25 protein-coding genes are annotated in these 25954 nt (G+C 48.1%); all 25 read left to right on the plus strand.

The genetic code is table 11. The features are described from left to right. Positions 1-28: 28 nt before the first annotated feature. Complete coding sequence (gene fliF / locus L1N97_RS06815; RefSeq protein ID WP_229584510.1) at positions 29-1735, plus strand: flagellar basal-body MS-ring/collar protein FliF; 1707 nt, start codon at positions 29-31, stop codon at positions 1733-1735. Then, complete coding sequence (gene fliG, locus L1N97_RS06820; protein WP_229584509.1) at positions 1728-2759, plus strand: flagellar motor switch protein FliG; 1032 nt, start codon at positions 1728-1730, stop codon at positions 2757-2759. Before fliF ends, fliG begins: the two co-directional genes overlap by 8 nt. A 13-nt stretch (positions 2760-2772) precedes the next feature. Next, positions 2773-3576 (plus strand): flagellar assembly protein FliH, encoded by an 804-nt coding sequence (gene fliH, locus L1N97_RS06825; protein ID WP_236129263.1) that lies wholly within the window; start codon positions 2773-2775, stop codon positions 3574-3576. Positions 3577-3626: 50 nt separating this feature from the next. Continuing rightward, positions 3627-4970 carry a flagellar protein export ATPase FliI gene (fliI, locus tag L1N97_RS06830; RefSeq protein ID WP_236129264.1) on the plus strand — a complete coding sequence of 448 codons (1344 nt, stop codon included), beginning with the start codon at positions 3627-3629 and terminating at the stop codon, positions 4968-4970. Then, the gene (gene fliJ / locus L1N97_RS06835; RefSeq protein WP_236129265.1) at positions 4970-5425 is read left to right on the plus strand and encodes a flagellar export protein FliJ; all 456 of its coding nucleotides are present in this window, start codon (positions 4970-4972) and stop codon (positions 5423-5425) included. Before fliI ends, fliJ begins: the two co-directional genes overlap by 1 nt. A gap of 93 nt (positions 5426-5518) precedes the next feature. Then, positions 5519-7978 carry a flagellar hook-length control protein FliK gene (locus tag L1N97_RS06840; protein ID WP_236129266.1) on the plus strand — a complete coding sequence of 820 codons (2460 nt, stop codon included), beginning with the start codon at positions 5519-5521 and terminating at the stop codon, positions 7976-7978. Positions 7979-8123: 145 nt separating this feature from the next. Continuing rightward, a complete protein-coding gene (gene fliL, locus L1N97_RS06845; protein ID WP_236129267.1) occupies positions 8124-8639 on the plus strand; it encodes a flagellar basal body-associated protein FliL in 516 nt (171 codons plus the stop codon). Positions 8640-8651: 12 nt separating this feature from the next. Next, the gene (gene fliM / locus L1N97_RS06850; protein ID WP_236129268.1) at positions 8652-9740 is read left to right on the plus strand and encodes a flagellar motor switch protein FliM; all 1089 of its coding nucleotides are present in this window, start codon (positions 8652-8654) and stop codon (positions 9738-9740) included. Positions 9741-9745: 5 nt separating this feature from the next. Next, positions 9746-10126: a flagellar motor switch protein FliN gene (fliN, locus tag L1N97_RS06855; protein WP_236129269.1), complete on the plus strand. Its 381-nt coding sequence runs from the start codon at positions 9746-9748 to the stop codon at positions 10124-10126. Then, on the plus strand, positions 10126-10731 hold the full coding sequence (gene fliO / locus L1N97_RS06860) for a flagellar biosynthetic protein FliO (RefSeq protein WP_236129270.1): 606 nt from the start codon (positions 10126-10128) through the stop codon (positions 10729-10731). The genes fliN and fliO overlap by 1 nt, the downstream gene beginning before the upstream one ends. Positions 10732-10739: 8 nt before the next feature. Next, the gene (fliP, locus tag L1N97_RS06865; RefSeq protein WP_229584500.1) at positions 10740-11486 is read left to right on the plus strand and encodes a flagellar type III secretion system pore protein FliP; all 747 of its coding nucleotides are present in this window, start codon (positions 10740-10742) and stop codon (positions 11484-11486) included. Beyond that, entirely contained in the window at positions 11483-11752 is a 270-nt protein-coding gene (gene fliQ / locus L1N97_RS06870) for a flagellar biosynthesis protein FliQ (protein ID WP_229584499.1), read from the plus strand. Before fliP ends, fliQ begins: the two co-directional genes overlap by 4 nt. A gap of 11 nt (positions 11753-11763) precedes the next feature. Then, positions 11764-12525 carry a flagellar biosynthetic protein FliR gene (gene fliR, locus L1N97_RS06875; RefSeq protein WP_229584498.1) on the plus strand — a complete coding sequence of 254 codons (762 nt, stop codon included), beginning with the start codon at positions 11764-11766 and terminating at the stop codon, positions 12523-12525. Positions 12526-12534: 9 nt separating this feature from the next. Then, entirely contained in the window at positions 12535-13665 is a 1131-nt protein-coding gene (gene flhB, locus L1N97_RS06880) for a flagellar biosynthesis protein FlhB (protein ID WP_236129271.1), read from the plus strand. 137 nt (positions 13666-13802) lie between these two features. Then, positions 13803-15911: a flagellar biosynthesis protein FlhA gene (flhA, locus tag L1N97_RS06885; protein ID WP_236129272.1), complete on the plus strand. Its 2109-nt coding sequence runs from the start codon at positions 13803-13805 to the stop codon at positions 15909-15911. 9 nt (positions 15912-15920) lie between these two features. Then, positions 15921-17345 carry a flagellar biosynthesis protein FlhF gene (gene flhF / locus L1N97_RS06890; protein WP_236129273.1) on the plus strand — a complete coding sequence of 475 codons (1425 nt, stop codon included), beginning with the start codon at positions 15921-15923 and terminating at the stop codon, positions 17343-17345. Further along, complete coding sequence (locus L1N97_RS06895; protein ID WP_226751840.1) at positions 17338-18204, plus strand: MinD/ParA family protein; 867 nt, start codon at positions 17338-17340, stop codon at positions 18202-18204. Before flhF ends, L1N97_RS06895 begins: the two co-directional genes overlap by 8 nt. 8 nt (positions 18205-18212) lie before the next feature. Then, positions 18213-18932: an RNA polymerase sigma factor FliA gene (locus L1N97_RS06900; RefSeq protein ID WP_439647514.1), complete on the plus strand. Its 720-nt coding sequence runs from the start codon at positions 18213-18215 to the stop codon at positions 18930-18932. 54 nt (positions 18933-18986) lie between these two features. Then, a complete protein-coding gene (cheY, locus tag L1N97_RS06905; RefSeq protein WP_442967229.1) occupies positions 18987-19358 on the plus strand; it encodes a chemotaxis response regulator CheY in 372 nt (123 codons plus the stop codon). A 26-nt stretch (positions 19359-19384) separates the two neighbouring features. Beyond that, entirely contained in the window at positions 19385-20137 is a 753-nt protein-coding gene (locus tag L1N97_RS06910; RefSeq protein ID WP_236129274.1) for a protein phosphatase CheZ, read from the plus strand. Between the two features lie 15 nt (positions 20138-20152). Beyond that, the gene (locus L1N97_RS06915; RefSeq protein WP_236129275.1) at positions 20153-22300 is read left to right on the plus strand and encodes a chemotaxis protein CheA; all 2148 of its coding nucleotides are present in this window, start codon (positions 20153-20155) and stop codon (positions 22298-22300) included. A gap of 11 nt (positions 22301-22311) precedes the next feature. Further along, positions 22312-23472 carry a protein-glutamate methylesterase/protein-glutamine glutaminase gene (locus L1N97_RS06920; protein WP_229584492.1) on the plus strand — a complete coding sequence of 387 codons (1161 nt, stop codon included), beginning with the start codon at positions 22312-22314 and terminating at the stop codon, positions 23470-23472. Continuing rightward, the gene (locus tag L1N97_RS06925; protein ID WP_229584491.1) at positions 23465-24208 is read left to right on the plus strand and encodes a flagellar motor protein; all 744 of its coding nucleotides are present in this window, start codon (positions 23465-23467) and stop codon (positions 24206-24208) included. The genes L1N97_RS06920 and L1N97_RS06925 overlap by 8 nt, the downstream gene beginning before the upstream one ends. A 3-nt stretch (positions 24209-24211) precedes the next feature. Then, a complete protein-coding gene (locus L1N97_RS06930; RefSeq protein ID WP_229584490.1) occupies positions 24212-25177 on the plus strand; it encodes an OmpA family protein in 966 nt (321 codons plus the stop codon). Continuing rightward, positions 25177-25953 carry a ParA family protein gene (locus tag L1N97_RS06935; RefSeq protein WP_236129276.1) on the plus strand — a complete coding sequence of 259 codons (777 nt, stop codon included), beginning with the start codon at positions 25177-25179 and terminating at the stop codon, positions 25951-25953. Before L1N97_RS06930 ends, L1N97_RS06935 begins: the two co-directional genes overlap by 1 nt. Position 25954 lies beyond the last annotated feature (1 nt).

Here is a 25954-nt window from a genome sequence, read left to right on the forward strand (position 1 = left end):
TTAGACGGGTAGCGCAAGCAGGAGAAGTATGGTGGCAGATAATCAATCAACGGAACTGGCGTTAACCAACACCGATTTCAGCAATGACAATCAACCGCAAAGCAAGGCGGGCTTTTTGAGTGCGCTGGGCAATAGTGGTGATTTGTTAAGACAGGTCACGTTGATCGTGGCATTAACCATTTGTTTGGGTATTGCCATCTTGATCATTCTCTGGGCGAAAACCCCTGAGATGCGGCCACTGGGTACTTACAACACGCAAGAGCTTATTCAAACACTGGATCATTTAGACGCGCAAAAAGTTAAATACAAATTGGAAGGTAACGTTATTTTAGTACCGGAAGATACCTTACAAGATGTGCGTTTAGGCTTGTCTCGTGCCGGTTTAAACCAAGAGCCGTCATTAGGTACTGAGTTTTTATTACAAGACAGCGGTTTTGGAGTCAGTCAGCGTTTAGAAATGGAACGGTTAAAGCACAGCCGTGAGCAACAACTGGCCAGAACCATTGAAGAATTACAAAGCATTGCCAGAGCGCGGGTACTACTGGCTATTCCTAAAGAAAACGTGTTTGCTCGGCAACAAGCCTTACCTTCCGCCACGGTATTAGTGACTGCGCGCGGCGGGCGTGTGATCCGTGACAGTGAAGTCGATGCGATTGTCGATTTAGTGGCCTCTGCCGTGCAAAGCTTAGAGCCAAGCCGCGTGACCGTAACCGATCAAAATGGTCGCTTACTGAATAGCGGTTCACAAGATGGCAGCTCTGCCCGCAATCGTCGTGAATTAGAAATTCAACGTAGCCGTGAAGATGAGTATCGTCAGAAAGTTGACTCCATCTTATTACCGGTACTGGGCATGGGAAATTACACTGCGCAAGTCGACTTAATGATGGACTTTACCGCTGTTGAGCAAACCCAAAAGCGCTATAACCCAGATTTACCGGCCATTCGCAGCGAAATGGTGATTGAAGAAAACAGCGTTGGCGGCGGCAGTGGCGGTATTCCTGGTGCGTTGTCTAATCAACCCCCAATGCCTTCGGCTATTCCTGAGCAAGCTACCGGGGCGTCGCAAGCGGTGATCCCTGGTCGCAATAGTCGTGAGTCTACTCGCAACTTTGAGCTTGATACCACCATTAGCCATACTAGCCAGCAAAGTGGCGTGATCCGTCGCTTAAGTGTGTCGGTGGCGGTCGATTATAAACAAGGCGTACCCCAAGAAGATGGTACCCTTGGCCCCGCCACCCCGATGGCACAGGCAGAGCTAGAGAATATTCGCCGTTTATTACAAGGTGGCGTTGGCTTTGATGTACAACGCGGTGATACTATCGAAGTGATTTCGGTGCCTTTCGTCCGTGAGCAAGTTGAAGTATTAGCCGATGTGCCTATTTATCAACAAGATTGGTTCTTGCAAGTGGTTAAGTTGGTCATGGGTGGCTTGGTTATCATTGTATTGTTACTGGGTATCGTGCTGCCAATGCTGAAGAAACTGATGAACCCGGCAGAAACAGTCGATGCTTATGATGAAGATGCCATGACCAGTGGTTTAGATCTGGGTAACGAAGATGACTTGGCGGTTGCCCAGTTTGATGAAAAATCTGTCGGTTTTGCGCCAGATGGCACCTTGATGTTACCGGATCTGCATGGCGACGAAGATTTATTAAGAGCGGTGCGTGCCTTAGTGGCGAACGAGCCGGAACTGTCCTCATTAGTAGTGAAGAATTGGTTGGCTGAAGATGAGTGAGAAAAAAGAAGTTAAAATCTTTGACGTCAGTAAGTTAGATGGCGTTGAAAAGGCCGCTATCTTACTGCTGAGTTTGTCAGAAGAAGATGCCGCGCAAATTCTTAAGCACTTAGAGCCGAAGCAGGTGCAGCGGGTGGGGATGGCGATGGCGCAAACCACCGATTTGAATCAAGCTAAGATCACGGCGGTCCATCGGCGCTTTATCGAACAAATCCAAAACTTTAGTACCATAGGTTTCCAAAGCGAAGAGTTTATCAAACGGGCATTAACGGCGGCGTTAGGCGAAGAGAAAGCCGCTAACCTGATTGATCAAATTGTATTAGGTGGCGGTGCCCGTGGCTTAGATTCGTTAAAGTGGATGGATTCGAAGCAGGTTGCCAATATTATTCGCAACGAGCACCCGCAAATTCAAACTATCGTTTTATCTTATTTAGAGCCGGAGCAATCGGCCGAAATTTTATCGCAGTTTTCAGAAAAAGTTCGGTTAGACTTAACCATGCGTATTGCTAACCTTGAAGAAGTTCAACCGGCCGCGTTGCAGGAGTTGAATGAAATTATGGAGAAACAATTTGCCGGTCAAGCGGGTGCACAAACCGCGAAAATGGGCGGCTTAAAAGCGGCAGCCGATATCTTGAACTACTTAGATACCAACTTAGAAGGTCAGCTGATGGATTCTATTCGTGAGCATGACGAAGAAATGGCGCAACAAATTCAAGATCTGATGTTTGTATTTGAAAACCTGATTGACGTTGATGATCGTGGTATCCAAGCCATTCTGCGTGAAGTACAACAAGATGTATTAATGAGAGCCTTAAAAGGCACCGATGAGAATCTGAAAGAGAAAATCTTGAAGAACATGTCGAAACGCGCCGCTGAATTACTACAAGACGATTTAGAAGCGATGGGCCCCGTGCGGGTCAGTGAAGTTGAAACGGCGCAAAAAGAGATTTTATCGGTGGCACGACGCTTGTCTGATGCCGGTGAAATTATGTTAGGCGGCGGCGGTGGCGAAGAATTCGTTTAAGCGCGAGGGCTAGATGAGTAAAGATGCGTTTCGATATAAAAAACCTTTTTCGCCAGACGAAGAGGTTTCTGATCTGCTGCAAACTTGGGATACCCCCGATATGACGGCAGATACCGAAATGCTGCCAGGGCATACCAATGCGCTGAATTTACGACGCCCAAGCCACACGACTACCCCTGACCCCGCCGACGAAGAAGAAAGATTTAAACCGCTGACTGCGGCCGACATGGAGCAACTGCGGCAATCGGCTTATGATGAAGGCTTTGCCGAGGGTAAAGACGAAGGCTTTAGTAAGGGGTACAACGAAGGCCGTGAACAAGGGCAACAAGATGGCTTAACGCAAGGTGTGGCTGAAGGCAAAAAACAAGGCCTCGCCGCGGCGCAGCCCGATATTGATGAAAAATTGGCGCAACTAACGGCTTTAATCGAACAATTACAGCAACCGCTGGCCGATTTAAATCAGCAAGTCGAGCAGGCATTAACCGAGTTAGCTTTGGCTATGGCCAAAGCCGTGATCGGCGTTGAAGTCAAAACTAATCCTCAGGTGATTTTGCAAGCCATGCAAGAAGCCACCGCGGCCTTACCGATGCAAGCGGGTCAACTGCTGATTAAACTGCATCCAGATGATTTAGCCATTATTCGCGAACATTATTCAGCAGACGATCTGCAGCAACGCCAATGGCAATTACGTGCTGAGCCGTTGGTAGAACAAGGCGGTTGCTTGGTAGAAGCCGAAAAATCCAGTGTCGACAGAAGTTTGACGCAACGTTTACAAAGCAGCTTGGAACACTTCCTGCATCAGTCCTCTCCAGAGTAAACCGCTTTTTATCTGACAATGCTGCTTATGCAGCACAACACAGGGATTTTATGACTGAACCTGTCAGCTTGCTTAACCGAGTTAAGCAGCAACATCAGTATATTCATCAGAGCCGGCCGATGGTTTCTGGCCGCTTAGTGCGGGTGGTCGGCTTAACGCTGGAAGCCGTGGGCTGCAGCGCGGCTATTGGCCAAGCCTGTTTAGTCGACAGTGCTCGCGGCCAAATTATGGCGGAAGTGGTGGGTTTTGCCCAGGAGCGCGTGTATTTAATGCCGCAAGATGATATTGACGGCGTGGTACCAGGCGCTCGGGTCACGCCGCTGTTGCAGCACAAAGGTGTGCCGCTCAGCATGGCATTGCTGGGGCGGGTGATTGATGGTGTGGGCCAACCGCTGGATGGTAAAGGGCCAATTACAGCAACACACTATGCCACAGGTAAAGGTAAACCGATAAATCCGCTACATCGGCGGCCAATTAAACAGCCACTGGATGTCGGGATCCGCTCTATCAACGCCATTTTAACCGTTGGCAAGGGGCAGCGTATGGGCTTATTTGCCGGCTCTGGTGTCGGTAAAAGTGTGTTGCTGGGCATGATGACACGCGGCACGGCTGCAGATGTTATTGTGGTGGGCTTAGTGGGTGAGCGGGGACGCGAGGTAAAGGAATTTATCGATGAAATTTTAGGTGACGAGGGTAAGAAACGCTCTGTTGTAGTCGCCGCACCGGCCGATGTGTCGCCGTTAATGCGTTTAAAAGGCTGTGAAACGGCGGTGCAAGTTGCCGAGTATTTTCGTGATCAAGGCCTTGATGTATTACTGCTGATTGACTCTATTACGCGTTATGCCCAAGCGCAGCGCGAAATTGCCCTGGCCGTTGGTGAGCCACCTGCCACAAAGGGCTATCCCCCTTCGGTGTTCGCCAAATTACCGGCGCTGGTTGAACGTGCAGGTAATGGCTCCGGCAATCAAGGCTCAATAACCGCTTTTTATACCGTGTTATCAGAAGGTGATGATCTACAAGATCCGATCGCTGATGCGTCACGCGCTATTTTAGATGGCCACATTGTGCTGTCGCGCAGCCTTGCCGATGCCGGGCATTTTCCGGCAATTGATATTGAAAAATCGATCAGTCGAGTCATGCCCGCGGTAACCAGCGAGCAGCACCAATTGATGGCGCGCAGTATTAAACAGTTATATGCCAGTTATCAGCAAAGCAAAGATTTAATTGCCATCGGCGCTTATGTGCGAGGCAGTGATCCGCAGTTAGATTTGGCCATCAATATGTTGCCGCGCATCAATACCTTCTTACAGCAAGGCATGAAAGAAATTGTGCAATATGACGAGTGTCTGACGCTGCTCAGTCAGTTGGCACCCCAACCGAAGCGAGCTAACTAATGGCCAATGAACGCTTAACGCTATTAATTAAAGTACAAAAAGAGCGTGAGGAAACCTTGCAGGCGCAATTTGTACGAGCACAGCAAGCGTTTGTGCAGGCTGAGCAAAAATATCAAGGCTTAGCCGATTATCGCACCGAATATATTCAGCAAAGCTTGCAGCAAGGCAGTGCCGGCCTCGGTGGTCGCCAATATAATCAGTATGTAAGCTTTATCAGTAAGTTAGATCAGGCATTAACTCAGCAAGGTCGTGTGGTACAGCAAAATCGTAACGCGGCAGAGCAGCGGCGGCAAACCTGGTTAAAAATGCAAACCAAGCGTAAAGCCTTAGAGATCTTGGTTGAACAAGCTCGACAAAAAGAATTTCAACTAGCAGAAAAACAACAACAAAAACTGGCCGATGAGTACGCGGCGCAACGTTTTTATCAACGTACTAAACAGACAGAACAGTACTAAACCATTGCAAACAGTTAAAAGTGGCGCGGTTTTTGTATGGTATTTGCATATAAATAGGCTTACACAGCAGCTTAGATGCAGGCGGAGTAACACATGACTCAAGGCTTACAGTTTTCCCTAATGTTTAACGGCTTAGACAGCACGCCCTCTGGCGAGCAGGCTGCAGCAGGGCAATTTAATGATCCAGCCAGTGCGCAGCAAGCCGGCGTGTTTCAACAATTGCTGCAAGATAAGCAACAAAAGAGTACTGCAGGGCAAAATGTTGCCGCCAATTCGCGCCAAGCGATTAAAGCACCAGTGGCTAACACTGCTAACACTGTAAGCTCCGAGAGCACCGAACAAACGCAAGCAAGCACCGCGAAGCCGTTAGTCACAATGGCTGATCATCGTGCCTTTGTTACCGAGTCCAAAATGGTTACGGATCCCTCGTTAGCAGACAATACTGAAGTATCCGCTGAGCTTGCCGCAGAATTAGATATTGCTGGCCAATGGTTGGGCTTAATTAAACAATCGACAGATACCAGCGCACAGTTACGTTATCGTGCCCGCGATCCTGCTGAGTTTTTTCAAATTCAACCCATACCGGACTTTCAAACTATTGGCCCTGTGCCATCACCTGAAGATAGCCTTTTTAACGAGTTTGATGCGCAGCTGCTCAGTGCCGAAATACCGGCTGGTTACCTTGCGCTAGACGCGTTTAGTGCCGCACAACTGGCTGCGGGTAAATTAACGGCGCAGGCACATACGACTGAACCGTCTTCTGCAACGGCGCTAACAAGCAAGGTTGCTGACACGGATGTGCTGAACGCTTCAGCGGGTAATACCTCAGCGACCGCAACAACATTAAGCGAAAAACCGCTGACTGACGCTGAACAGGAACAAGCGCAAGCAGCTGCCTTGTTAGCCTTAAAGCAAAAAACCAGTGCCACACAATTTACGCTAAATGACAGCCCAGTGACTGATCGCCTAACACCGATTATCCCGATAACCGATGCTGCGGCGCTGACCGAGGTTATTGACTCAAACTTAGGTGATGTCGTGCCAGAGAAAACGGCCGATAAAGCCGCGGCACTGGCTTCGTTAGAGCCTTCAGCAATAAAGGCAGAGAGCAAAGCGCTGCTGGATGAGCAAGCGGCTAAAGCGTTAAAGGCCGCGGGTGGTGAGAGCACTGCAAACGATGCAGCATTAAACCAAGTGTCGCAAGCACCGCAGGGCGCTGCGCAGTCTTTAGTCACCGCATCAACTGAGCAAGCGGTTGCAACGCCTGTAACGGCCAAACAACAAAATGCACAAAGCGTACAAACAGCACCGACAATACAAACTGCTGAGCTGAGCTCAGTTGATCTTGAGTTAGAAACCGCAGGTAGTGCTTTGCAAGAGCAAGCGGTTGCTATTAAGTCAGCGGCCAGTAATCAAGCGCAAACCGCCGCTATTAATAAGATGGCCAGTCAGAGCAACCCTGCCAACACCATAGCGAGTCAACCCGTCAGTTCACTGACCATTGCGGCTCAGCAAAATGACAGTAACGCCGACATTTTGACCGCTGAAGTGAAGCAAACCGAGCAGGCGTTAGTCGATTTAGAGGCACAAATTGCCGTCAGTAACAGTCTAAATAGCAAAACCAGTCAGGTAGAGACGCCGCAAGCGAGCGTGGCAGCAGCGAATTCGGCTGCGCTACCTTCAAGCGCTCAGAGCGCAGCAACCGCGTCTATGCAAAGTGCGCCGTTACAATCGGCTGCGTTAAATAATGTGACGGAAGATCAAGCTGAGCCTATTATTGTCACTGCGCCGACAGCCGAGCTGACTAAAGTGCCTACGGCGAGTGTGGAGAGTGCCGCAAACACCAAGTTAAACACCCTTGAGCATGTGGCCAAAAATGCCGCCAACAGTGAACAACAACATGAGCAATCAGGTCAGCAACGTCAAGATGCTCGCCAGTTTGCCGCAGTAAACCTCGAAGTGAGTTTGGCGCAACAAGCCAATAACGTGCCAGCCGCCAGCAGTAGCACACCTACAGCGAGTGAATTAGCTAATAATATGCTGCGCACTGAAGGTTTCGCTGGCGCTTTAGAACAACAAACGCGGGCTAATCAAAGCAAAGCCCCTGCTGCAACCTTACCCACCAGCCTGCAGCAGTTACAATTACAGCAAGATGCGGCCGGTCAGTTACGGGAACGCGTGCAAATTATGGTAAGACAAAATATTCAGGTGGCCGATATTCGTTTAGATCCAGCCGAATTGGGGCAAATGCAAATTCGCGTTAACTTACAGCAAGAACAAGCTTCAGTGCAGTTTATAGTGCAACAAGCCCATGCGAAAGAGCTACTAGAACAACAAATGCCAAGATTACGTGAATTATTGCAACAACAGGGCATTCAATTAGGCGATGGTCAGGTGCAACAGCAATCGCGGCAAGACCGGCAATCTGCTGATTCTGGATCGCAGCAAGGTCAGGGCCAAGGTTCAGCGCTGTTTGAGGATATTGATGGCCCAGTGCAAGAGCGCAGTGTCGAGGTGCAACATAGCGAGCGTATCGTAGATTACTATGCCTAAGCAGGCTTAGATGGTTAAGCCGTTCGGCGGCTGAAAGTCAGTTGATTTCACCGTTATCACGGCTTTTCGTTTACAACAGCCGTGACAGGTGAGCATAATAACAGTTATTTAGTCAGTTTTTTGACGGCAAAGGGAGCCATACAGAATGGCAGATAATGAGTTAGAGATTGTTGATCAGGGAGCCAAAAAGAAAAAGCTGATGATGCTGATTGCGCTCGTGGTGGTATTAGCGGGTGCCGGTGGCGGTTATTTTTTCTTTATGGGTTCAGATACACCCGCTGCCAGTGCTGAAGTGACTGCTGAAGGGGGCGCGGCTGCCGACGGCACACCGGTGGTGCAGGGTACGGCGCTTTATGTGCAATTGCCGCGGCCATTCGTATTTAATGTAGCCGGTTTATCGCGAGATCGCTTAGTGCAAATTCGGGTGCAATTAATGGTGCGCGGCTCAGCAAACCAAGCGCTGGCGCTCAAGAATATTCCGTTAATTGAAAGCGCCTTATTAGCCACCTTTAGTTCAGCTAATGCTGACGAGTTGATTTCAGCTACGGGCAAAGAAGAATTAAAAAACAAAGCGTTAATTGATTTACAAAACGCCATGCTGGATGTGGTGGGTTCTGTGGTAATAGCCGAAGTGCTATTTACCGGTTTTGTTATGCAATAAGAGTGAGCAACCGTGTCCGATTTATTGTCCCAAGATGAAATTGATGCGCTATTACATGGTGTCGATGACGTAGAAGAAGAAGATGTCGAGGGGGTTGAAGCCACAGAAGGGCGTCAGTCTACTCAATTCGACTTCTCTTCGCAGGATCGTATCGTCCGTGGTCGGATGCCTACGCTTGAGATGGTAAACGAGCGTTTTGCTCGGCACATGCGCATCAGCTTGTTTAATATGATGCGCCGCACTGCCGAAGTGTCGATTAACGGCGTGCAAATGATTAAATTCGGCGAATATGTGCACACCTTGTTTGTGCCCACCAGTTTAAACATGGTGCGTTTCCGTCCATTAAAAGGCACGGGCCTGATTACCATGGAAGCACGGCTGGTGTTTATCTTGGTAGATAACTTCTTTGGTGGTGATGGCCGCTATCATGCCAAAATTGAAGGGCGCGAATTTACGCCTACCGAGCGTCGCATCATTCAGATGTTGCTAAAATTAATTTTTGAAGATTACAAAGAAGCTTGGGCGCCGGTCATGGATGTGTCGTTTGAATATCTGGACTCGGAAGTGAACCCCGCGATGGCGAATATCGTCAGCCCCACAGAAGTCGTGGTGATCAGCTCATTTCATATCGAATTAGATGGCGGCGGTGGCGATTTCCACGTTGCTCTGCCTTATTCAATGCTAGAGCCGATACGCGAGTTGCTAGATGCCGGTGTGCAAAGCGATAAAGAAGACACCGATTTACGCTGGTCTAGAGCCTTGCGTGATGAAATTATGGACGTCAAGGTCGATCTCAGCACCAAAATGCTGGAAGTTGACTTAACGCTGCGGCAAATCATGGAATTAAAAGCAGGCGATATTATTCCGGTCGAAATGCCAGAGCATATTACCGTGCTGGTAGAAGATTTACCGACTTATCGTGCGAAGCTGGGGCGTTCTCGCGATAATGTCGCCTTGAAGATTTCCGAGAAGATTAAGCGACCTGAATCGGTTAAGTCTGAGCTACAAGTGTTCACCAAAGGTGGCCGTCGCTTAGACAATGATGCAGATATTTCAGAATTAGAGGCCGATTTAAATATCGGTGAGCGGGAAAGAAGGTAACAACGATGGCTGAAGATCAAGACACAATGGACGAATGGGCAGCAGCGATGGCTGAGGCTGAAGGTGGCGATGCAAAAACGGTCGATCTTGAAGAATTAAAAGACGAGAAAGGCAGTGCGTTAGATAAACGTAAGCTCGATACTATTTTAGATATTCCTGTGACTATTTCGATGGAAGTGGGGCGCGCTAAAATCAGTATTCGTAATTTACTGCAACTGAACCAAGGTTCGGTGGTGGAGCTAGAGCGGATCGCCGGTGAGCCATTAGATGTATTAGTCAATGGCACCCTGATTGCGCACGGTGAAGTGGTGGTGGTTAACGACAAATTTGGTATCCGATTGACGGATGTGATTAGCCAAATTGAGCGGATTAAGAAGTTACGCTAATGCGCAATAGTAGCTTACTTTTCGCCTTAACCTATTGCCTGTGGCTGCCGCTGCAGGCATTAGCTACTGCGCCGCCTGCAACAGACTCACCGCAGCAGCGCGCTGCGGCCACGGTTGAGCTTGCGGTCAATCAGCCAGAGCTGGCTGAGCCGGTACCCGCTGAAGTGGTCACGGACGAGCCTAACCCCTTAGTAAGAGACACCAGCGCGCCGTTAGCAGTGCCAGCGGCTGACAATAACACTGCAAGCGATCGTACTGCTCGGCTGAAAGCGGCCGAGAATAGTAGTGCAGCAACACCCAGCTCGATGACCTTGATGAAAATCGTCATTTCTCTGGCGCTGGTGGTTGTTTTAGTGATTGGTTTGGGTTGGTTGTTTAAAAAACTGTCGTTACGCCTACCGGGTACTAAACATATTAAAGTGATTTCTTCCCTGCCATTAGGGCAGCGTGAACGTATCTTAGTTATTGAAATGCAAGGCAAACAACGTGTTATTGGCGTGACGCCACATAACATTAATTTGCTGTTTGAATTAGAAAATCCGCTTCCTGAAGAAAAGTTGGCATCAGACTTTCATACACAGTTACAATCATTCCTGAAAAAATAGATTTTTCCATGTCGCGATTGTTGTTTCTGTTGTTGTTAGCTTTGCTAAGTCCTGAGCTGTTGGCCGATAATGGCAGTTTATCGGCACTGACTGTGACGACCAATTCTGATGGCTCACAATCTTACAGTGTCACGCTGCAAGTACTGGCCATTATGACCGCGCTCAGCTTTGTGCCGGCGATGGTGATCATGATGACCAGCTTTACTCGGATCATCGTAGTGCTGGCCATCTTGCGCCAAGCTATCGGTTTACAGCAAACCCCGTCTAACCAGGTGCTTATTGGCATCACGCTGTTTTTGACGTTTTTTATCATGGCGCCGGTGTTTAAAAACATCAATGAACAAGCCATCCAACCTTACCTTGCTGAAACCCTGGATCCGATGCAGGCACTTGATGCGGCCATTGTGCCCTTAAAAGCCTTTATGCTGCATCAAACGCGGGTAAAAGATTTGGATACCTTTGCACAAATTGCGGGCTTAGATGTGGCTGTGCAGCCGCAAGATTATCCGATGACTATTGTTATCCCGGCTTTTGTCACCAGTGAATTGAAAACCGCGTTTCAAATTGGCTTTATGTTGTTTATCCCGTTCTTGATTATCGACCTTGTGGTGGCCAGCGTCTTGATGGCGATGGGTATGATGATGTTGTCACCCATGATTATCTCCTTACCCTTTAAGTTAATGATGTTTGTGTTGGTCGATGGCTGGATTTTAGTGATGGGTACCTTGGCCACCAGTTATGGAGTAGGCACATGAGTCCAGAGGTCTTTGTTGATGTGTTGCGTGATTCACTGTTTATCGTGATCTTACTGGTTAGCGCCATTATTTTGCCGTCATTGTTTGTCGGTTTAATTGTGGCGATCTTCCAAGCCGCGACCTCGATTAACGAACAAACGTTAAGTTTTTTACCGCGTTTAATTGTCACTTTATTAGCGTTGATGTTCGGCGGGCATTGGTTGGTAAGGGTGATCATGGAATATACCGTAGACTTATATCAAAGCATCCCAACGGTAGTTGGCTAATGGAAATTTTGATGGCAACGCTGTTACAGGCTATTGCTGATTTTCTGCTACCGCTGTGCCGAGTCACTGGTATGTTGATGATTATGGCTGGCTTGGGCGTACGCACTATCCCCACGCGGATCAAAACCGGTTTAGTGGTGATGATCACGCTAGTGATGATGCCAATGTTGCCAAAAACGGTTTACCCAGAGTTAATTTCTTTTGCCATGGTATTAGAAGTGCTGTTGCAAATCACCATTGGCTTTGCCCTTGGTTTTATTTCGTTGATGTTTATTAATACCTTTGTGTTGGCAGGGCAATTACTGGCCACACAAACCGGTTTAGCCTTTGCGTCAATGGCCGATCCGGCCAGCGGCATGACGGTACCGGCTATCGGTCAGTTTTATCTGATTTTAGCCACCTTGTTATTTTTTGTGTTCGATGGCCATCTGATTATGATCCAGATGTTAGTGTTTAGCTTCGATACCTTGCCAATTAACGGTCAATGGTGGGATGTGACGCACTACTGGACCATTATTGAGTTTGGCGGTTGGATGTTTGCCACTTCGCTGGCAATTGCCTTAGCACCGATTGTCGCCATGCTGATGGTCAATTTATCGTTTGGCATTATGACCCGAGCTGCACCGCAGCTGAATATCTTCTCGATTGGTTTCCCAGTGACCATGCTGTCAGGCTTGCTGATTTTATGGTTAACGCTCGATACCTTTTTATTCCATTACGATAAACAGTGGCAGCATGTAATTGATTACAGCTGTCGGCTGATTAGTTGCTAGGAGGCTGACATGGCAGAAGATTCCGGCGCAGAGAAAACCGAACAGCCCACGCCCAAGAAGCTGCAAGACGCAGCAGAAAAGGGCCAAATCGCCCGCTCAAAAGACCTTGGCACGGCTTTTGTGCTAATTGGCAGCGCCGCAGCATTATTGGTGTTTGGCAAGATGTTAGCGATGGCAGTACTCACCATTGGCCAGCGTATGTTACGGCTGGATGAAAAAGATATTTTTGAAACGAATTCGATGTTTACGGCATGGGGAGAGGCGGGTGGTGAGCTGATCGCGCCTTTAATGGGCATGTTTACGTTGATCCTTATTGCCGCGTTTTTAGGTAATACCTTATTAGGGGGCTTTAACCTGAGTTGGCAAGCTGCAGGCCCCAAAGCCAGTAAAATGGATCCAATGAAGGGCTTAAAACGCATGTTCGGCTTACAAGCGCTTGTCGAGCTGGGTAAAAGCTTTTTAAAAGTGGCCGTGGTGGTGGGGGTTGCCTTTTTCTTATTAAAGCTGTTTTTTATGGATATTATGGCGTTATCGCTGATGAGCGAGCCTAATAATATTGAATCGGCGTTGTATTTTTTAGGTTGGTTATTTTTAGGGCTCTGTGCCAGTACCTCACTAATTGCCTTAGTTGATGCGCCTTATCAAAAGTGGAATCATGTGCGGCAACTAAAAATGTCGCTGCAAGAAATTAAAGACGAGCATAAAAACTCGGAAGGTAGCCCAGAGATCAAGGCGCGGATCCGTCGCACACAAATGCAGATGTCGATGAAGCGGATGATGCAGCAAGTCCCCACTGCGGATGTTATCGTTACCAACCCAACGCACTATGCGGTAGCGCTGAAGTATGATCAAGGCAAGTTCCGCGCACCGGTGGTGGTTGCCAAGGGCGTCGATGATATCGCCATGCATATTCGAAAAATTGCCAATGGTCATAAAATCCCGGTGATTGAATCCCCGGCGTTAGCTCGTTCGATTTATTACACCACCAAACTTGATCACCCGATCCCCGAACAATTGTTCGCGGCTGTAGCGCAAGTGCTCGCTTATGTCTTTCAATTACGGATGTATCGCAAAGGCAAGGGCAGTCGGCCGAAAAACCTCGCCAAAGAGCTACCTATCCCAGATGAATTTAAACACTAAGCACGAATGACCGCAGCGTGCCGATAAGTGTCGGCACGGTTTTATCGCTCATTTAGCCGCTTTTCAATGACCTCACCTGATACTGGAACGTTTATTGCTTTAGCCTGTTGTTCCGTCATTAAATTGTCAGGTTATCCATGCAGTTGAGCCAGCTTCTTAGTAAATTTGATCGATCCCAGCTTCAACACCTTAAGGGTGTCGGCACGCCAATCTTAATTTTGGCGGCATTGGCAATGGTGGTATTACCGTTGCCACCTTTTATGCTGGATGTCTTATTCTCTTTTAATATCGCGCTGGCGCTGGTGGTGTTGCTGGTCACCATCTATACCAAACGGCCGTTAGATTTCGGTATATTTCCCAGTGTGATCTTAATTGCGACCATCTTACGTTTGGCGCTTAACGTAGCCAGTACCCGTGTGGTGTTGCTGGAAGGGCATAACGGTGGCGATGCCGCCGGTAAAGTCATTGAAGCCTTCGGCTCGGTCGTGATCGGCGGTAACTATGCCGTGGGTATCGTGGTCTTCCTGATCTTAATTATTATCAACTTTGTGGTGGTGACCAAAGGTGCCGGTCGTATCGCAGAAGTGTCTGCGCGTTTTACCTTAGATGCGATGCCCGGTAAGCAAATGGCCATTGATGCCGATTTAAATGCCGGTTTAATTACCCAAGAAGAGGCCAAAGCACGCCGTGAAGATGTCACCAACGAAGCCGACTTTTATGGCTCGATGGACGGTGCCAGTAAATTCGTAAAAGGCGATGCTATCGCCGGTATCGTTATTTTGGTGATCAACCTGATTGGTGGCTTGTTTATCGGCATGATGCAGCACGATCTGAGCTTTGGCGATGCAATGGAAATTTATACCCTGCTAACCATTGGTGATGGCTTGGTCGCGCAGATCCCGGGTTTATTACTATCCATTGGTACTGCCATTATTGTCACCCGTCAAAATAAAGAAGGCGATCTGGGCAAGCAAATGACCAGTCAGTTGGGTGATAACACCCATGTGTTGTTTGTCGCCGCTGGCGTAATGACGTTAATGGGTATTGTGCCTGGCATGCCACACTTCTCATTCTTATCCTTAGCAGCGTTATTGGGGGGCGTAGCCTGGTATATCAAAAAACTGGCCAGCGAAAAAGCAACTGCCTTGCAACCGCGTGCAGCCACGGCTGGCCAACCTAAGCCTGAATCACAAACCGTGAAAGAGATCGGTTGGGACGATGTGCATGGCGTTGATACCATTGGTTTAGAAGTGGGTTATCGTTTGATCCCCTTGGTGGATAAAGCCCAGGGCGGCGAGTTGTTAAATCGGATTAAAGGCGTGCGTAAAAAGCTATCACAAGAGTTGGGCTTTTTGGTGCCGCCAGTCCATATTCGCGACAACCTTGATTTAGAGCCGAACAGCTATCGGGTGGCCTTAATGGGCGTAACCAATGGTGAGGGTGAATTACGCCACGATAATGAGTTAGCCATTAACCCAGGCCAAGTGTTTGGTACGGTAAAAGGTATTGCCACCAAAGATCCGGCATTTGGCTTGGATGCGGTGTGGATCAGTAAAGATCAGCGTGAACATGCCCAAACACTGGGTTATACCGTGGTCGATGCTGCCACCGTTGTTGCCACGCATCTTAGCCAAATTTTAACGAATCATGCCGCCAGTTTATTAGGCCATGAGGAAGTACAGAATTTGTTAGATATGCTGGCCAAGCACTCACCGAAGCTAGTGGAAGGCTTAGTCCCTGAAACACTGCCACTGACAACCGTAGTAAAAGTGCTGCAAAACTTATTACACGAGGGCGTGCCAATTCGTGATATGCGCACTATTGTACAAACTTTGGTGGAATATGGCGCGAAAAGTCAGGATGTCGATGTGTTAACCGCCGCCTGTCGTATTTCTTTGCGCCGGCTTATTGTGCAAGAAGTGGTGGGCAGTAAACCTGAGATCCCGGTGATTACTTTTGCGCCTGAGCTTGAACAGATGTTGCATCAATCCATGCAAGCGGCAGGTAACGATGGCGCAGGTATTGAGCCCGGTTTAGCGGATCGCATTCAGCAATCATTGCAAGAAGCGCATCAGAACCAAGAATTGACCGGTGAAAGTGCCATTATGCTGACGTCAGGAATTTTACGCTCAGTCATGGCACGATTCGTGAAATACACTATTCCAGGACTACGAGTGTTGTCATATCAAGAGATCCCCGATGACAAACAAATTCGAATCGTTAGTGTAATCGGTCAGCAGAACTAGGAGTAACTCATGAAAATTAAACGCTTTGTTGCCAAAGATATGCGCAGCGCCCTGGCAGAAGTCAAAGAGTTCCTCGGCGCCGATGCAATTATTTTATCCAACAAAAAAGTCGCTGGCGGCGTTGAAATTGTTGCTGCGATTGATGCAGAAGCCCCGGCGGCAACACCGCGCCAAGCCTCGCCAGCACAGGCTTCTAGCACTGCAGAAACGGTAGCAAGTGCCAGTGCACGCGCTGAGCCACGCTTTAGTGTCAGTGTTGATGACGAGCCAGAAGCGGATTCCGCGGATTCATTACGCGCCTTGCTAGCCAGACAAATGATTAAGCAACAAGGTCGTGAGCCGCAAGCACCCGCGGCGCGATTAACTAAGCAAAAGGTTGCTGAGCCTGCGTTACAAAAAGCCCCACAATTTGAACGTCAAAATTCTGGCAATACCCAAGCTCCGCCGGCACAGTGGCAAGAAATTAGTCAAGCCCAGCAAGCCCAAGCAAAATTAATGCAGCAACAGTTCGCACAAATGCAAACTGAGATGCTGTCGATGCGCCAATTATTGCAGCATCAAGTCTCGGGTTTAATGTGGCAAGATTTAGCTCGGCGCGAGCCCGTGCGGGCACTGGTGATTGAAAATTTGCAACAGATGGGTTTGTCTGAACAAATCGCTGATCAGTTAGCCTGTTTTATGCCAGATGATTTAAATGCCGCCGATGCATGGGATACTGCGCTAGAATTACTGACAGGGCAGTTAAATACTACTAACGATGATATTTTGCGCCGAGGTGGTGTTATTGCTTTGGTCGGCCCAACTGGCGTCGGGAAAACCACCACAGTGGCCAAGCTTGCCGCGGGTTTTGCTAAACGACATGGCGTTGATCAAGTGGCTTTAATTACCACCGATTGTTTTCGGATCGGTGCTTTTGAACAACTGGCGACATTTGGCCGCATTATCGGTTGCCCAGTTAAACAGGCGAAAGATAGCGAAGAGCTGGCGATATTGTTGAATCAGCTGCAACAGCGTAAACTGGTTTTAATTGATACTGCCGGCATGAGCCAACGTGATGTGCGTTTAGCCGAGAAACTTGCGTCATTGGTCCACAATTCTCGTGTTAAAATAAAAAGTTATCTGGTATTGTCAGCCACAGCGCAGGCGCGCGTGATGCAAGAAAGTGTGCAACAATTTAAACGCATTGGCTTATCAGGTTGTATTTTCACCAAATTGGATGAATGTTTAAGTTTAGGTGAAGTGATCAATGTGGCATTACAAAATGCCCTGCCGGTCAGTTACCTAACACATGGTCAACGCGTGCCAGAAGATATTCGCATTGCTGACGCGGCCGATTTAGTAAAAGAAGCGGAGCAGTTACGTCAGCAACACAGTGGTAACCGCCATCAATGGTATCAAGACGACACAACGCAGGTAGCAGCTGCATATGCCTAAAGATGTATTAGCCGATGATCAAGCCAGTGGCCTTAGAAAAATGAAGAAACAGATGGTAAAAGTGATTTCCATAACCGGCGGTAAAGGTGGCGTGGGTAAAACCAACGTCACATTGAATCTGGCTATGGCGCTGGCCCAGCTGGGGAAAAAGGTTTTAGTACTCGATGCCGATCTCGGTTTAGCCAATTGCGACGTGATGTTGGGCTTACGCGTCGATAAAAATTTATCCCATGTCCTTGCTGGATCGGCTACCTTAGACGATATTTTGGTAGAGGGGCCTTACGGTATCAAAATTGTACCTGCCACCTCTGGTAGTCAAAATATGACGGAGCTTTCTCCGGTAGAACATGCTAGTTTAATCCGTGCCTTCAGTGAATTACACACGCCGATTGATGTGTTATTAGTTGACACCGCTGCGGGTATCTCCGATATGGTGCTCAGTTTCTCTCGTGCCTCGCAAGATGTATTAATGGTCGTATGTGATGAACCCTCTTCCATTACCGATGCTTATGCTTTAATGAAGATATTAAGTCGCGACCACGGCGTCGATAAATTTAAAATTGTAGCCAATATGGTGCGCAGCCTCAAAGAAGGCCAAGAATTATTTGCTAAACTGACTCGTGTTACCGATCGATTTCTTGATGTCAGTTTAGAATTAGTGGCCACCGTGCCACAGGATGAAAACGTGCGCAAAGCTGCGCGCAAACAGAAAGCTTTTATTGAAGCCTTCCCAACAACACCGGCGAGCATGGCAATTAAAACCTTAGCGCTTAAAGCCGTGAAATGGCCGTTGCCAGGCAGTGCATCTGGGCATCTGGAGTTTTTTCTGGAGCAGTTAGTACAGCCACAGTCTGATTAGGGGGATCTGTGAACAGTAAGCTTGCCGCTTATGGTGGCGTAGACCACATGCAACAGTTAGTGGAGCGACAAGCTCCGCTGGTCAAACGTATTGCATATCACTTATTGGCCCGTTTGCCGGCCAGTGTGCAAGTCGATGACTTAATTCAATCTGGCATGATCGGCTTAATTGAAGCGGCGAAAAATTTCGATGGTAGCAAAGGGGCGAGTTTTGAAACCTTTGCTGGCATTCGTATTCGCGGCGCCATGTTAGACGAAATTCGTCGCGGCGATTGGACGCCGCGTTCGGTGCATCGTAATTCCCGTTTAATTGCCGATACCATCGCCGAGCTAGAAGCTGAGTTGGGTCGCGACGTAAAAGATTATGAAGTTGCAGAAAAACTTGCTATATCATTAGATGAATATCATCATATGCTTAGTGATGTTAGCTCGGGTCGTATTATTGGTATTGAAGACCTCGGCATTTCAGAAGACGTGTTGGTCACTGCTGATGACAGCGATACCGACCAGTTATATCAGCATCAAGCTAACAGCGCCTTTAACGATGCACTTGCCAAAACCATCAGCAGTTTACCAGAGCGAGAAGCGTTAGTGCTGTCGCTGTATTATAATGAAGAACTAAACTTAAAAGAGATCGGGGCGGTGCTGGATGTCAGCGAGTCTCGTATCAGTCAGATTCATAGTCAGGCATTGGTGCGTTTAAAAGGCCGAATGCAGGCTTGGTTGTAATGCATCCATATTATCGGGATGACTTTCTCTTCGGAGGGGACTTTGAATAAAAACATGAAAATTCTTGTGGTAGATGACTTTTCTACTATGAGACGCATCATTAAAAACCTGTTGCGCGATCTAGGCTTTACCAATATTTCAGAAGCAGATGATGGCAGCACGGCCTTACCTATGTTACAAGGCGGAGATTTTGACTTCGTGGTCACCGATTGGAATATGCCGGGTATGCAGGGTATCGATTTGCTAAGAGCAATTCGTGCCGATGCTAAGCTCAAACACATTCCGGTGATGATGGTAACGGCTGAAGCTAAAAAAGAACAAATCATCGCGGCAGCACAAGCTGGCGTAAATGGTTATATCGTCAAACCTTTTACTGCTGCAACCTTACAGGAAAAGCTGGCGAAAGTATTTGAGCGGATCGGGTAAACCCTTTCTTGCCAAGGAGTAAAGCCATGCCTGCGACTACGGTCCCATTAATTACGCTTGAACAAGCAAAAGAACTGGTTCAGCTGCTGGAGATTGGCGAGCAAGAAGTTGCTAATCAACTGGTCCAACAGCTGGGTACGCCTGGCTCGTCCGAGCTATTTGCTGAGGTCGGAAAAATTACCCGGCAACTGCACGATTCCTTAAAAAACTTCCAAATTGATCCTTCATTAAGCAATATCCTGCAAGAAGATATTCCTGATGCGAAAAAGCGCTTAAATCATGTTATTGATATGACAGAGCAAGCCGCTAACCGCACCATGGATGCCGTTGAGTCTTGTTTACCGATTGCCGATGAGATCACTAAACAACTTGGGCAATTAATGCCGCAATGGCAAAAATTGATGCAGCGCGATTTGCCCTTAGCTGAATTTAAAGCGCTTTGTCATGATATTGATGGTTTTTTACAAAAAACCTCGAGCGAATCATTACGTCTAAACAGCTTGTTAACTGACGTCTTGATGGCGCAAGATTTTCAAGATCTTACTGGGCAGATTCTTCGCCGCGTGATTGAATTGGTGCGAGAAGTTGAAGAAAGCCTCATCGGTCTTGTTACTGCTTTTGGTAAATCCAGTTCGCAATTTCTGGAACAACAACCCGTAAAAAGTAAAACTAAAACGTTGGTTGCTGCCGAAGGCCCGATTATTGATGCCGCTGAGCGTGCAGATGTAGTAAATGGTCAGGACGATGTCGACGACTTACTGTCTAGCTTAGGGTTTTAACTGAGGTGTCTGCAGATGAGCTTTGATATGGACGAAGATATTCTTCAGGATTTTCTGGTAGAAGCCGGTGAAATTTTGGAGTTGCTGCAAGAACAGTTAGTTGAGTTAGAAAATAACCCAGATGACGCGCCGCTACTTAATGCAATTTTCCGTGGTTTTCATACGGTTAAAGGCGGCGCCGGTTTTTTATCGCTAACCGAATTAGTTGATGTCTGCCATGGTGCAGAAAACGTATTTGATATTTTACGTACAGGCAAGCGCTCGGTAACGCCAGAATTAATGGACGTGATCTTGCAAGCGCTTGATTCGGTCAACAGCATGTTTACCGAAGTTAAAGCGCGCCAACCGTTAACGCCAGCGGCGGCTGATTTATTAGCGGCACTCCATCACTACAGTGAACCTGCCGCTGCAGATCCGGTCGCAGAGGCACCCGCAGTGCCAACGCCGCCAGCCGCAACGGCTCAAGCGGCTGCCGAAATTGAAGACGCTGGTGATATCGACAGTATTTCTGAAGCCGAATTCGAGCGTATGCTTGATGAGCTGCACGGCAGTGGTGCTCCTGGTCGTGATAGTGCGCCTACCGCAACAAGCAGTGCTGAGCTTGGCGCTGATAAGTCTGATGACATTACCGATGACGAATTTGAAAACCTGCTAGACCAGTTACATGGTAAAGGCAGTTTTAACACCGACACGCCAGCCAAAGCCCCTGCAGAAGCTGAACCCGTCAAGCCAAAAGCCGCTGCGCCAAAAGATGACGAAATCACCGACGACGAATTTGAAGCCTTACTAGATCAATTGCATGGCAAAGGCAAAGCACCAGTAACACCGCCAGCGGCTAAAACTACTGAGCGTCCGGCTGCGCCTGCACCGGTAACCACAGCGCAAACGCCTGCCGCAACGGCTGCGCCAGTTGTGGCGACGCCAGCGGATAAAGGCGCACCGCCGGCTGCACCTGCCGCTGAAACAACGGTACGAGTCGATACTAAACGCCTAGATCAAATTATGAATATGGTTGGCGAGTTAGTGTTGGTGCGCAATCGTTTGGTGAGCTTATCGAGCTCAACGCAAAACGAAGAAATGACTAAGGCGATTGCCAACCTTGACGTGGTCACAGCGGATATTCAAGGCGCGGTGATGAAAACGCGCATGCAGCCCATTAAGAAAGTATTCGGCCGTTTCCCTCGCGTCGTGCGTGATTTAGCGCGCTCTTTGAAAAAAGATATCGATCTGATCCTTGAAGGTGAAGAAACCGATTTAGATAAAAACTTGGTGGAAGCCTTAGCCGATCCGTTAGTGCATTTGGTGCGCAACTCGGTTGACCACGGTATTGAAATGCCTGATGTTCGTGCAGCTGCAGGTAAGGCTCGGACCGGTATTGTGAAATTAGCGGCGACCCAAGCCGGGGATCATATTCTGTTGACCATTCAAGATGATGGCGCCGGTATGGATCCAGAGAAACTCAAAGGCATTGCCATTAAACGCGGTGTTATTGATACCGATGCGGCCGCTAGAATGTCGGATACCGATGCCTTTAATTTGATTTTTGCCCCCGGCTTTTCAACTAAAGAGCAGATTTCGGATATATCGGGTCGCGGTGTCGGCATGGATGTGGTGAAAACCAAGATCACTCAACTGAACGGTACCGTGCATATTAGTTCGAAATTGGGTGAAGGCACCACGTTAGAAATCAAGGTGCCGTTAACTTTAGCTATTTTGCCAACCTTAATGGTGGTAGTAGGCAAACAAACCTTCGCTTTACCTTTAGCCGGTGTCAATGAAATCTTCCATCTGGATCTGGCGAAAACCAATATTGTCGATGGCCAGTTAACCATCGTGGTGCGCAACAGAGCCATTCCCTTGTTTTACCTCGAGCATTGGTTGGTCAAAGGCTCTGATAAAAAGTTACGCCGCGAACAAGGTCATGTCGTGATCGTGCAAATCGGCCAGCAGCAAGTGGGTTTTGTGGTTGATCAACTGATTGGCCAAGAAGAAGTGGTGATCAAAGCGCTAGATGCGTTATTACAAGGTACACCCGGCATGGCCGGCGCCACCATAACTTCCGATGGCGGTATCGCCTTGATTTTAGACGTGCCAAACCTGCTTAAGCATTACGCTAAAAAATCAAAAATAAAATTCGAGCGCTTTAAAACGCTACGTGGGTAAGTGAGTATTGCATGGCTATTAGGGTATTAATCGTTGATGACTCGAGTTTTTTCCGCCGTCGGTTAACCGAAATGTTATCGGCTGATCCTGAGTTAGAGGTGATTGATACCGCCAATAATGGACAGGAAGCCATAGAGAAAGCATTAGCGTTAAAACCTGATGTGATCACTATGGATATCGAGATGCCGGTATTAGACGGTATCTCTGCGGTTCGCGAAATACTGAAAACGCAGCGTATTCCTATTTTAATGTTTTCCTCGCTGACACATGATGGCGCTAAAGCGACCTTAGATGCGCTGGAAGCAGGGGCTGTCGATTTCTTACCGAAAAAATTTGAAGATATTGCCCGCGATAAGCAAGAAGCTATCGATGTGTTACGCGATCGCGTTAAAGCGGTTGCAAGACGTCGACCCTTAGGTCGCAGTACTTTTGCTCACTCTCCGCTTGCAAAAGCTGCTATGCCCACCACGCGCACTGCCGATGTCACGACACGGCCATTGGCTGATGCCAGCCGCACCCTCGGGGCACGCAGTGCCTTGCAGCGGCCGGCGTTAACCCCACGCAGCTCTGCCGTGGCACAAAGTAGTGGTAAAGAATATAAGCTGGTGGCCATAGGTACTTCTACCGGTGGCCCCGTGGCCTTACAACGTATTTTAACGGCGCTACCCGCTAACTTCCCGTTACCGATTATCTTAATTCAACATATGCCGGCGGCCTTTACCGGCGCTTTTGCGCAGCGATTAAACTCGTTGGCCAAAATTGAAATTAAAGAAGCCGAAGACAATGAACTGTTGCGCCCAGGTGTGGCCTATTTAGCCCCAGGTGGTAAACAAATGCTGGTGGATGGCAATGAAAACCAAGCGCGTTTAAAAATTAAAGATGATGATTCGCCGCGGATTAATTTTAAACCCAGCGTGGATGTCACCTTTGCTACTGCTGCACGAGTGTTTCAGCAAAAAGTGCTGGCGATTGTATTAACCGGTATGGGTTCTGATGGTCGCGAAGGTGCGCGCATGCTGAAACAGCAGGGCGCAACCATTTGGGCGCAAGATGAAGCCAGTTGTGTTGTCTATGGGATGCCGCAAGCGATTGCAGCAGCAGGATTAATGGATGCGGAAGTGCCTTTAGCTGATGTGGCCGCAAGAATATTGACGGAACTTAAGCATGGATAAGTTGGCTTTTATTGGCTTTATACTGGCGGTAGTGGCGGTGGCTGGCGGCTTTGTTTTAGAAGGCGGCACCCTTAGTACCTTAATGCATTTACCGGCGTTTATTATTGTATTTGGTGGCACGCTGGGTGCAGTGATGTTGCAAACCCCATTTCAACAATTTCGCTTGGGCTTATCTATGTTGCCATGGGCGTTTTTACCCCGCGCACTGCCAGTACAACAAACCATGAACCGGATTGTTGAGTGGGGAAATTCAGCGCGTGCGAATGGCTTTTTGTCATTAGAATCGGCAGCGTTAGAAGAATCTGATCCGTTTTTGCATCGTGGTTTAAACTTATTAGTTGATGGTGCAGAAGCCGAAACCTTACAAAGCACCTTAGATGCTGAATTAAGTTTAGCTCGCGAACGTTTACTGCGCGGCGCTCGTATTTTTGAAGCGATGGGAGGCTACAGCCCGACTATCGGTATTATTGGCGCGGTATTGGGGCTTATTCAAGCGATGAGTCATATCAGTGATCCTGATAGGCTCGGTTTGGGCATCGCCACTGCCTTTGTGGCCACCATTTATGGCGTTGGTTTTGCGAACTTGGTGTTTATCCCTTTAGGGAACAAATTAAAAAACTTAGTGCAGCAACAAAGTCTTTATCACGAGTTGATTATTGAAGGCCTAGTGTCTATTGCCCAAGGGCAAAATCCGCGGACTATTGAGCGGAAACTTGCCGCCTATCGACCAGGTTAAGTTATGTATCGGCATCGAGGTTCTCAGCAACAAACCGAACGCGAAGATCTTGATCGTTGGCTGGTGTCCTATGCTGACTACATGACCTTAATGTTCGCCTTATTTGTTGTGCTTTATGCGTTATCTTTAGTCAAAAACGAAGAGTTTAGCGTACTCACCGATTCTATAACCAAAGTATTTGATAAAACGGCCAAAAACCAAACCGCCGCCACCGGTGAAACTTTATTACCGTTAAGCAATAAACAGAGCGATTTTCCGTTGTACGGCACGTCCCTCGAACCGGCGCAAGGGCCTGAACTGGTTGCCGACTCCGCGACGTTATCTGATGTCAGACAACGCTTCTTAGGCAGCGCCTTACAATCGATAGAGCAAGAGCTAACACAGGCGCTCAGTAATTTAATTGAACAAGGGGTCGCTAAGCTTCGGCAAGATGAAGATTGGTTGGTGATCGAGCTAAACAGCGGGTTGTTATTTGCGTCAGGCAGCGCCACTGCAACTGAGTCAGCCCGTACCTTGTTAAAAGAAATTGGTAAAATTATTAATCCAATCAATAACTTTTTAAGAGTTAGAGGCTATACTGATAATATCCCTATCCGCAATGAAGTGTTTTCATCTAATTGGGAATTATCCGTTGCTCGTGCCACTTCAGTGCTACGCTTATTAGAAGACTCTGGTACGCCGTCGCATCGCATGGCGATTGAAGGCTTCGGTCAGTATTATCCCAGTGCCGATAACAGTACCGCCAGCGGCCGTGCTGAAAATCGTAAAGTGGTGATTGCCATTTCTCGTTATGGCTATCGCCCCGAACAGCCAAGCCCAGAAGCAGATGCCGCCCTAGAGCAGCAACTGCGACAAGTCACTCAAGAAGATGGTTCTATTCAAGTTATTGCTTTACCTGGGGGCGGGATACGTATTACAACGCGTCAGGAAAATCCCGACGCCGTGCCGCAAGGACAGGATCCTGAATAGTGGTTATTTGGACAGTCGCAAATCAAAAAGGTGGAGTAGGTAAAACCACCACCACAGTGACGCTGGGTGGCTTATTGGCCGAGCGCGGTCATCGTGTGCTGTTGGTGGATACCGATCCCCATGCTTCCTTAACCTATTATTTTGGTATTGACGCCGAAGAGCTGGAAGTGAGCGTGTTCGATATTTTTATGCGCGGTAAACAGATTACCCGTGAAGAAATCTTACAATCGCTGTGCCCGACTCAGGCTGAAGGTTTAGATATTCTGCCCGCATCCATGTCGTTAGCGACCCTCGATCGTGCCATGGGCAATAAAGGGGGGATGGGCTTACTACTGAAAAAAGCCTTACAGTTAATTGCCGCCGATTACGACTATGTACTGATTGATTGCCCCCCGGTGATGGGGGTTTTAATGGTCAATGCGCTGGCGGCTTGTCAGCGCGTGTTAATACCGGTGCAAACCGAGTTTTTGGCACTGAAAGGTTTAGAGCGAATGATTGCGACCATGGCGTTAATGCGCGGCTCAAAACAAGCTTTAGCCTATACTATTATTGCTACTATGTACGACAAACGTACCCGAGCCTCGCTAGAAGCTTTTAAAGCGTTAAAAGAGACGTATCAGGATCAAGTGTGGTCTTCTGTGGTGCCAATAGATACGAAGTTTCGCGATGCGTCGTTAGCACAAACGCCCCCGCATATGTTTACCAGCAATGCCCGTGGTGTATTTGCCTACAATACGTTGCTGACTTATTTACTGCAATTAGCGCCGGAGGCTTAAC

The organism is Rheinheimera sp. UJ63 (assembly GCF_021568285.1).
GTDB classification, from domain to species: Bacteria; Pseudomonadota; Gammaproteobacteria; order Enterobacterales; family Alteromonadaceae; genus Alishewanella; species Alishewanella maricola.

Bases quoted from the DNA above. Each gene is read 5' to 3' on its own strand.
- fliP (WP_229584500.1), top strand. From the start codon at position 10,740: ATGTCGCGATTGTTGTTTCTGTTGTTGTTAGCTTTGCTAAGTCCTGAG.
- flhF (WP_236129273.1), top strand. From the start codon at position 15,921: ATGAAAATTAAACGCTTTGTTGCCAAAGATATGCGCAGCGCCCTGGCA.
- fliL (WP_236129267.1), top strand. From the start codon at position 8,124: ATGGCAGATAATGAGTTAGAGATTGTTGATCAGGGAGCCAAAAAGAAA.
- L1N97_RS06910 (WP_236129274.1), top strand. From the start codon at position 19,385: ATGCCTGCGACTACGGTCCCATTAATTACGCTTGAACAAGCAAAAGAA.
- flhB (WP_236129271.1), top strand. From the start codon at position 12,535: ATGGCAGAAGATTCCGGCGCAGAGAAAACCGAACAGCCCACGCCCAAG.
- fliG (WP_229584509.1), top strand. From the start codon at position 1,728: ATGAGTGAGAAAAAAGAAGTTAAAATCTTTGACGTCAGTAAGTTAGAT.
- L1N97_RS06930 (WP_229584490.1), top strand. From the start codon at position 24,212: ATGTATCGGCATCGAGGTTCTCAGCAACAAACCGAACGCGAAGATCTT.
- fliH (WP_236129263.1), top strand. From the start codon at position 2,773: ATGAGTAAAGATGCGTTTCGATATAAAAAACCTTTTTCGCCAGACGAA.
- fliF (WP_229584510.1), top strand. From the start codon at position 29: ATGGTGGCAGATAATCAATCAACGGAACTGGCGTTAACCAACACCGAT.
- fliI (WP_236129264.1), top strand. From the start codon at position 3,627: ATGACTGAACCTGTCAGCTTGCTTAACCGAGTTAAGCAGCAACATCAG.
- L1N97_RS06920 (WP_229584492.1), top strand. From the start codon at position 22,312: ATGGCTATTAGGGTATTAATCGTTGATGACTCGAGTTTTTTCCGCCGT.
- fliQ (WP_229584499.1), top strand. From the start codon at position 11,483: ATGAGTCCAGAGGTCTTTGTTGATGTGTTGCGTGATTCACTGTTTATC.
- L1N97_RS06895 (WP_226751840.1), top strand. From the start codon at position 17,338: ATGCCTAAAGATGTATTAGCCGATGATCAAGCCAGTGGCCTTAGAAAA.
- L1N97_RS06925 (WP_229584491.1), top strand. From the start codon at position 23,465: ATGGATAAGTTGGCTTTTATTGGCTTTATACTGGCGGTAGTGGCGGTG.
- flhA (WP_236129272.1), top strand. From the start codon at position 13,803: ATGCAGTTGAGCCAGCTTCTTAGTAAATTTGATCGATCCCAGCTTCAA.
- cheY (WP_442967229.1), top strand. From the start codon at position 18,987: ATGAAAATTCTTGTGGTAGATGACTTTTCTACTATGAGACGCATCATT.
- L1N97_RS06915 (WP_236129275.1), top strand. From the start codon at position 20,153: ATGAGCTTTGATATGGACGAAGATATTCTTCAGGATTTTCTGGTAGAA.
- fliR (WP_229584498.1), top strand. From the start codon at position 11,764: ATGGCAACGCTGTTACAGGCTATTGCTGATTTTCTGCTACCGCTGTGC.
- L1N97_RS06840 (WP_236129266.1), top strand. From the start codon at position 5,519: ATGACTCAAGGCTTACAGTTTTCCCTAATGTTTAACGGCTTAGACAGC.
- fliJ (WP_236129265.1), top strand. From the start codon at position 4,970: ATGGCCAATGAACGCTTAACGCTATTAATTAAAGTACAAAAAGAGCGT.
- fliO (WP_236129270.1), top strand. From the start codon at position 10,126: ATGCGCAATAGTAGCTTACTTTTCGCCTTAACCTATTGCCTGTGGCTG.
- fliN (WP_236129269.1), top strand. From the start codon at position 9,746: ATGGCTGAAGATCAAGACACAATGGACGAATGGGCAGCAGCGATGGCT.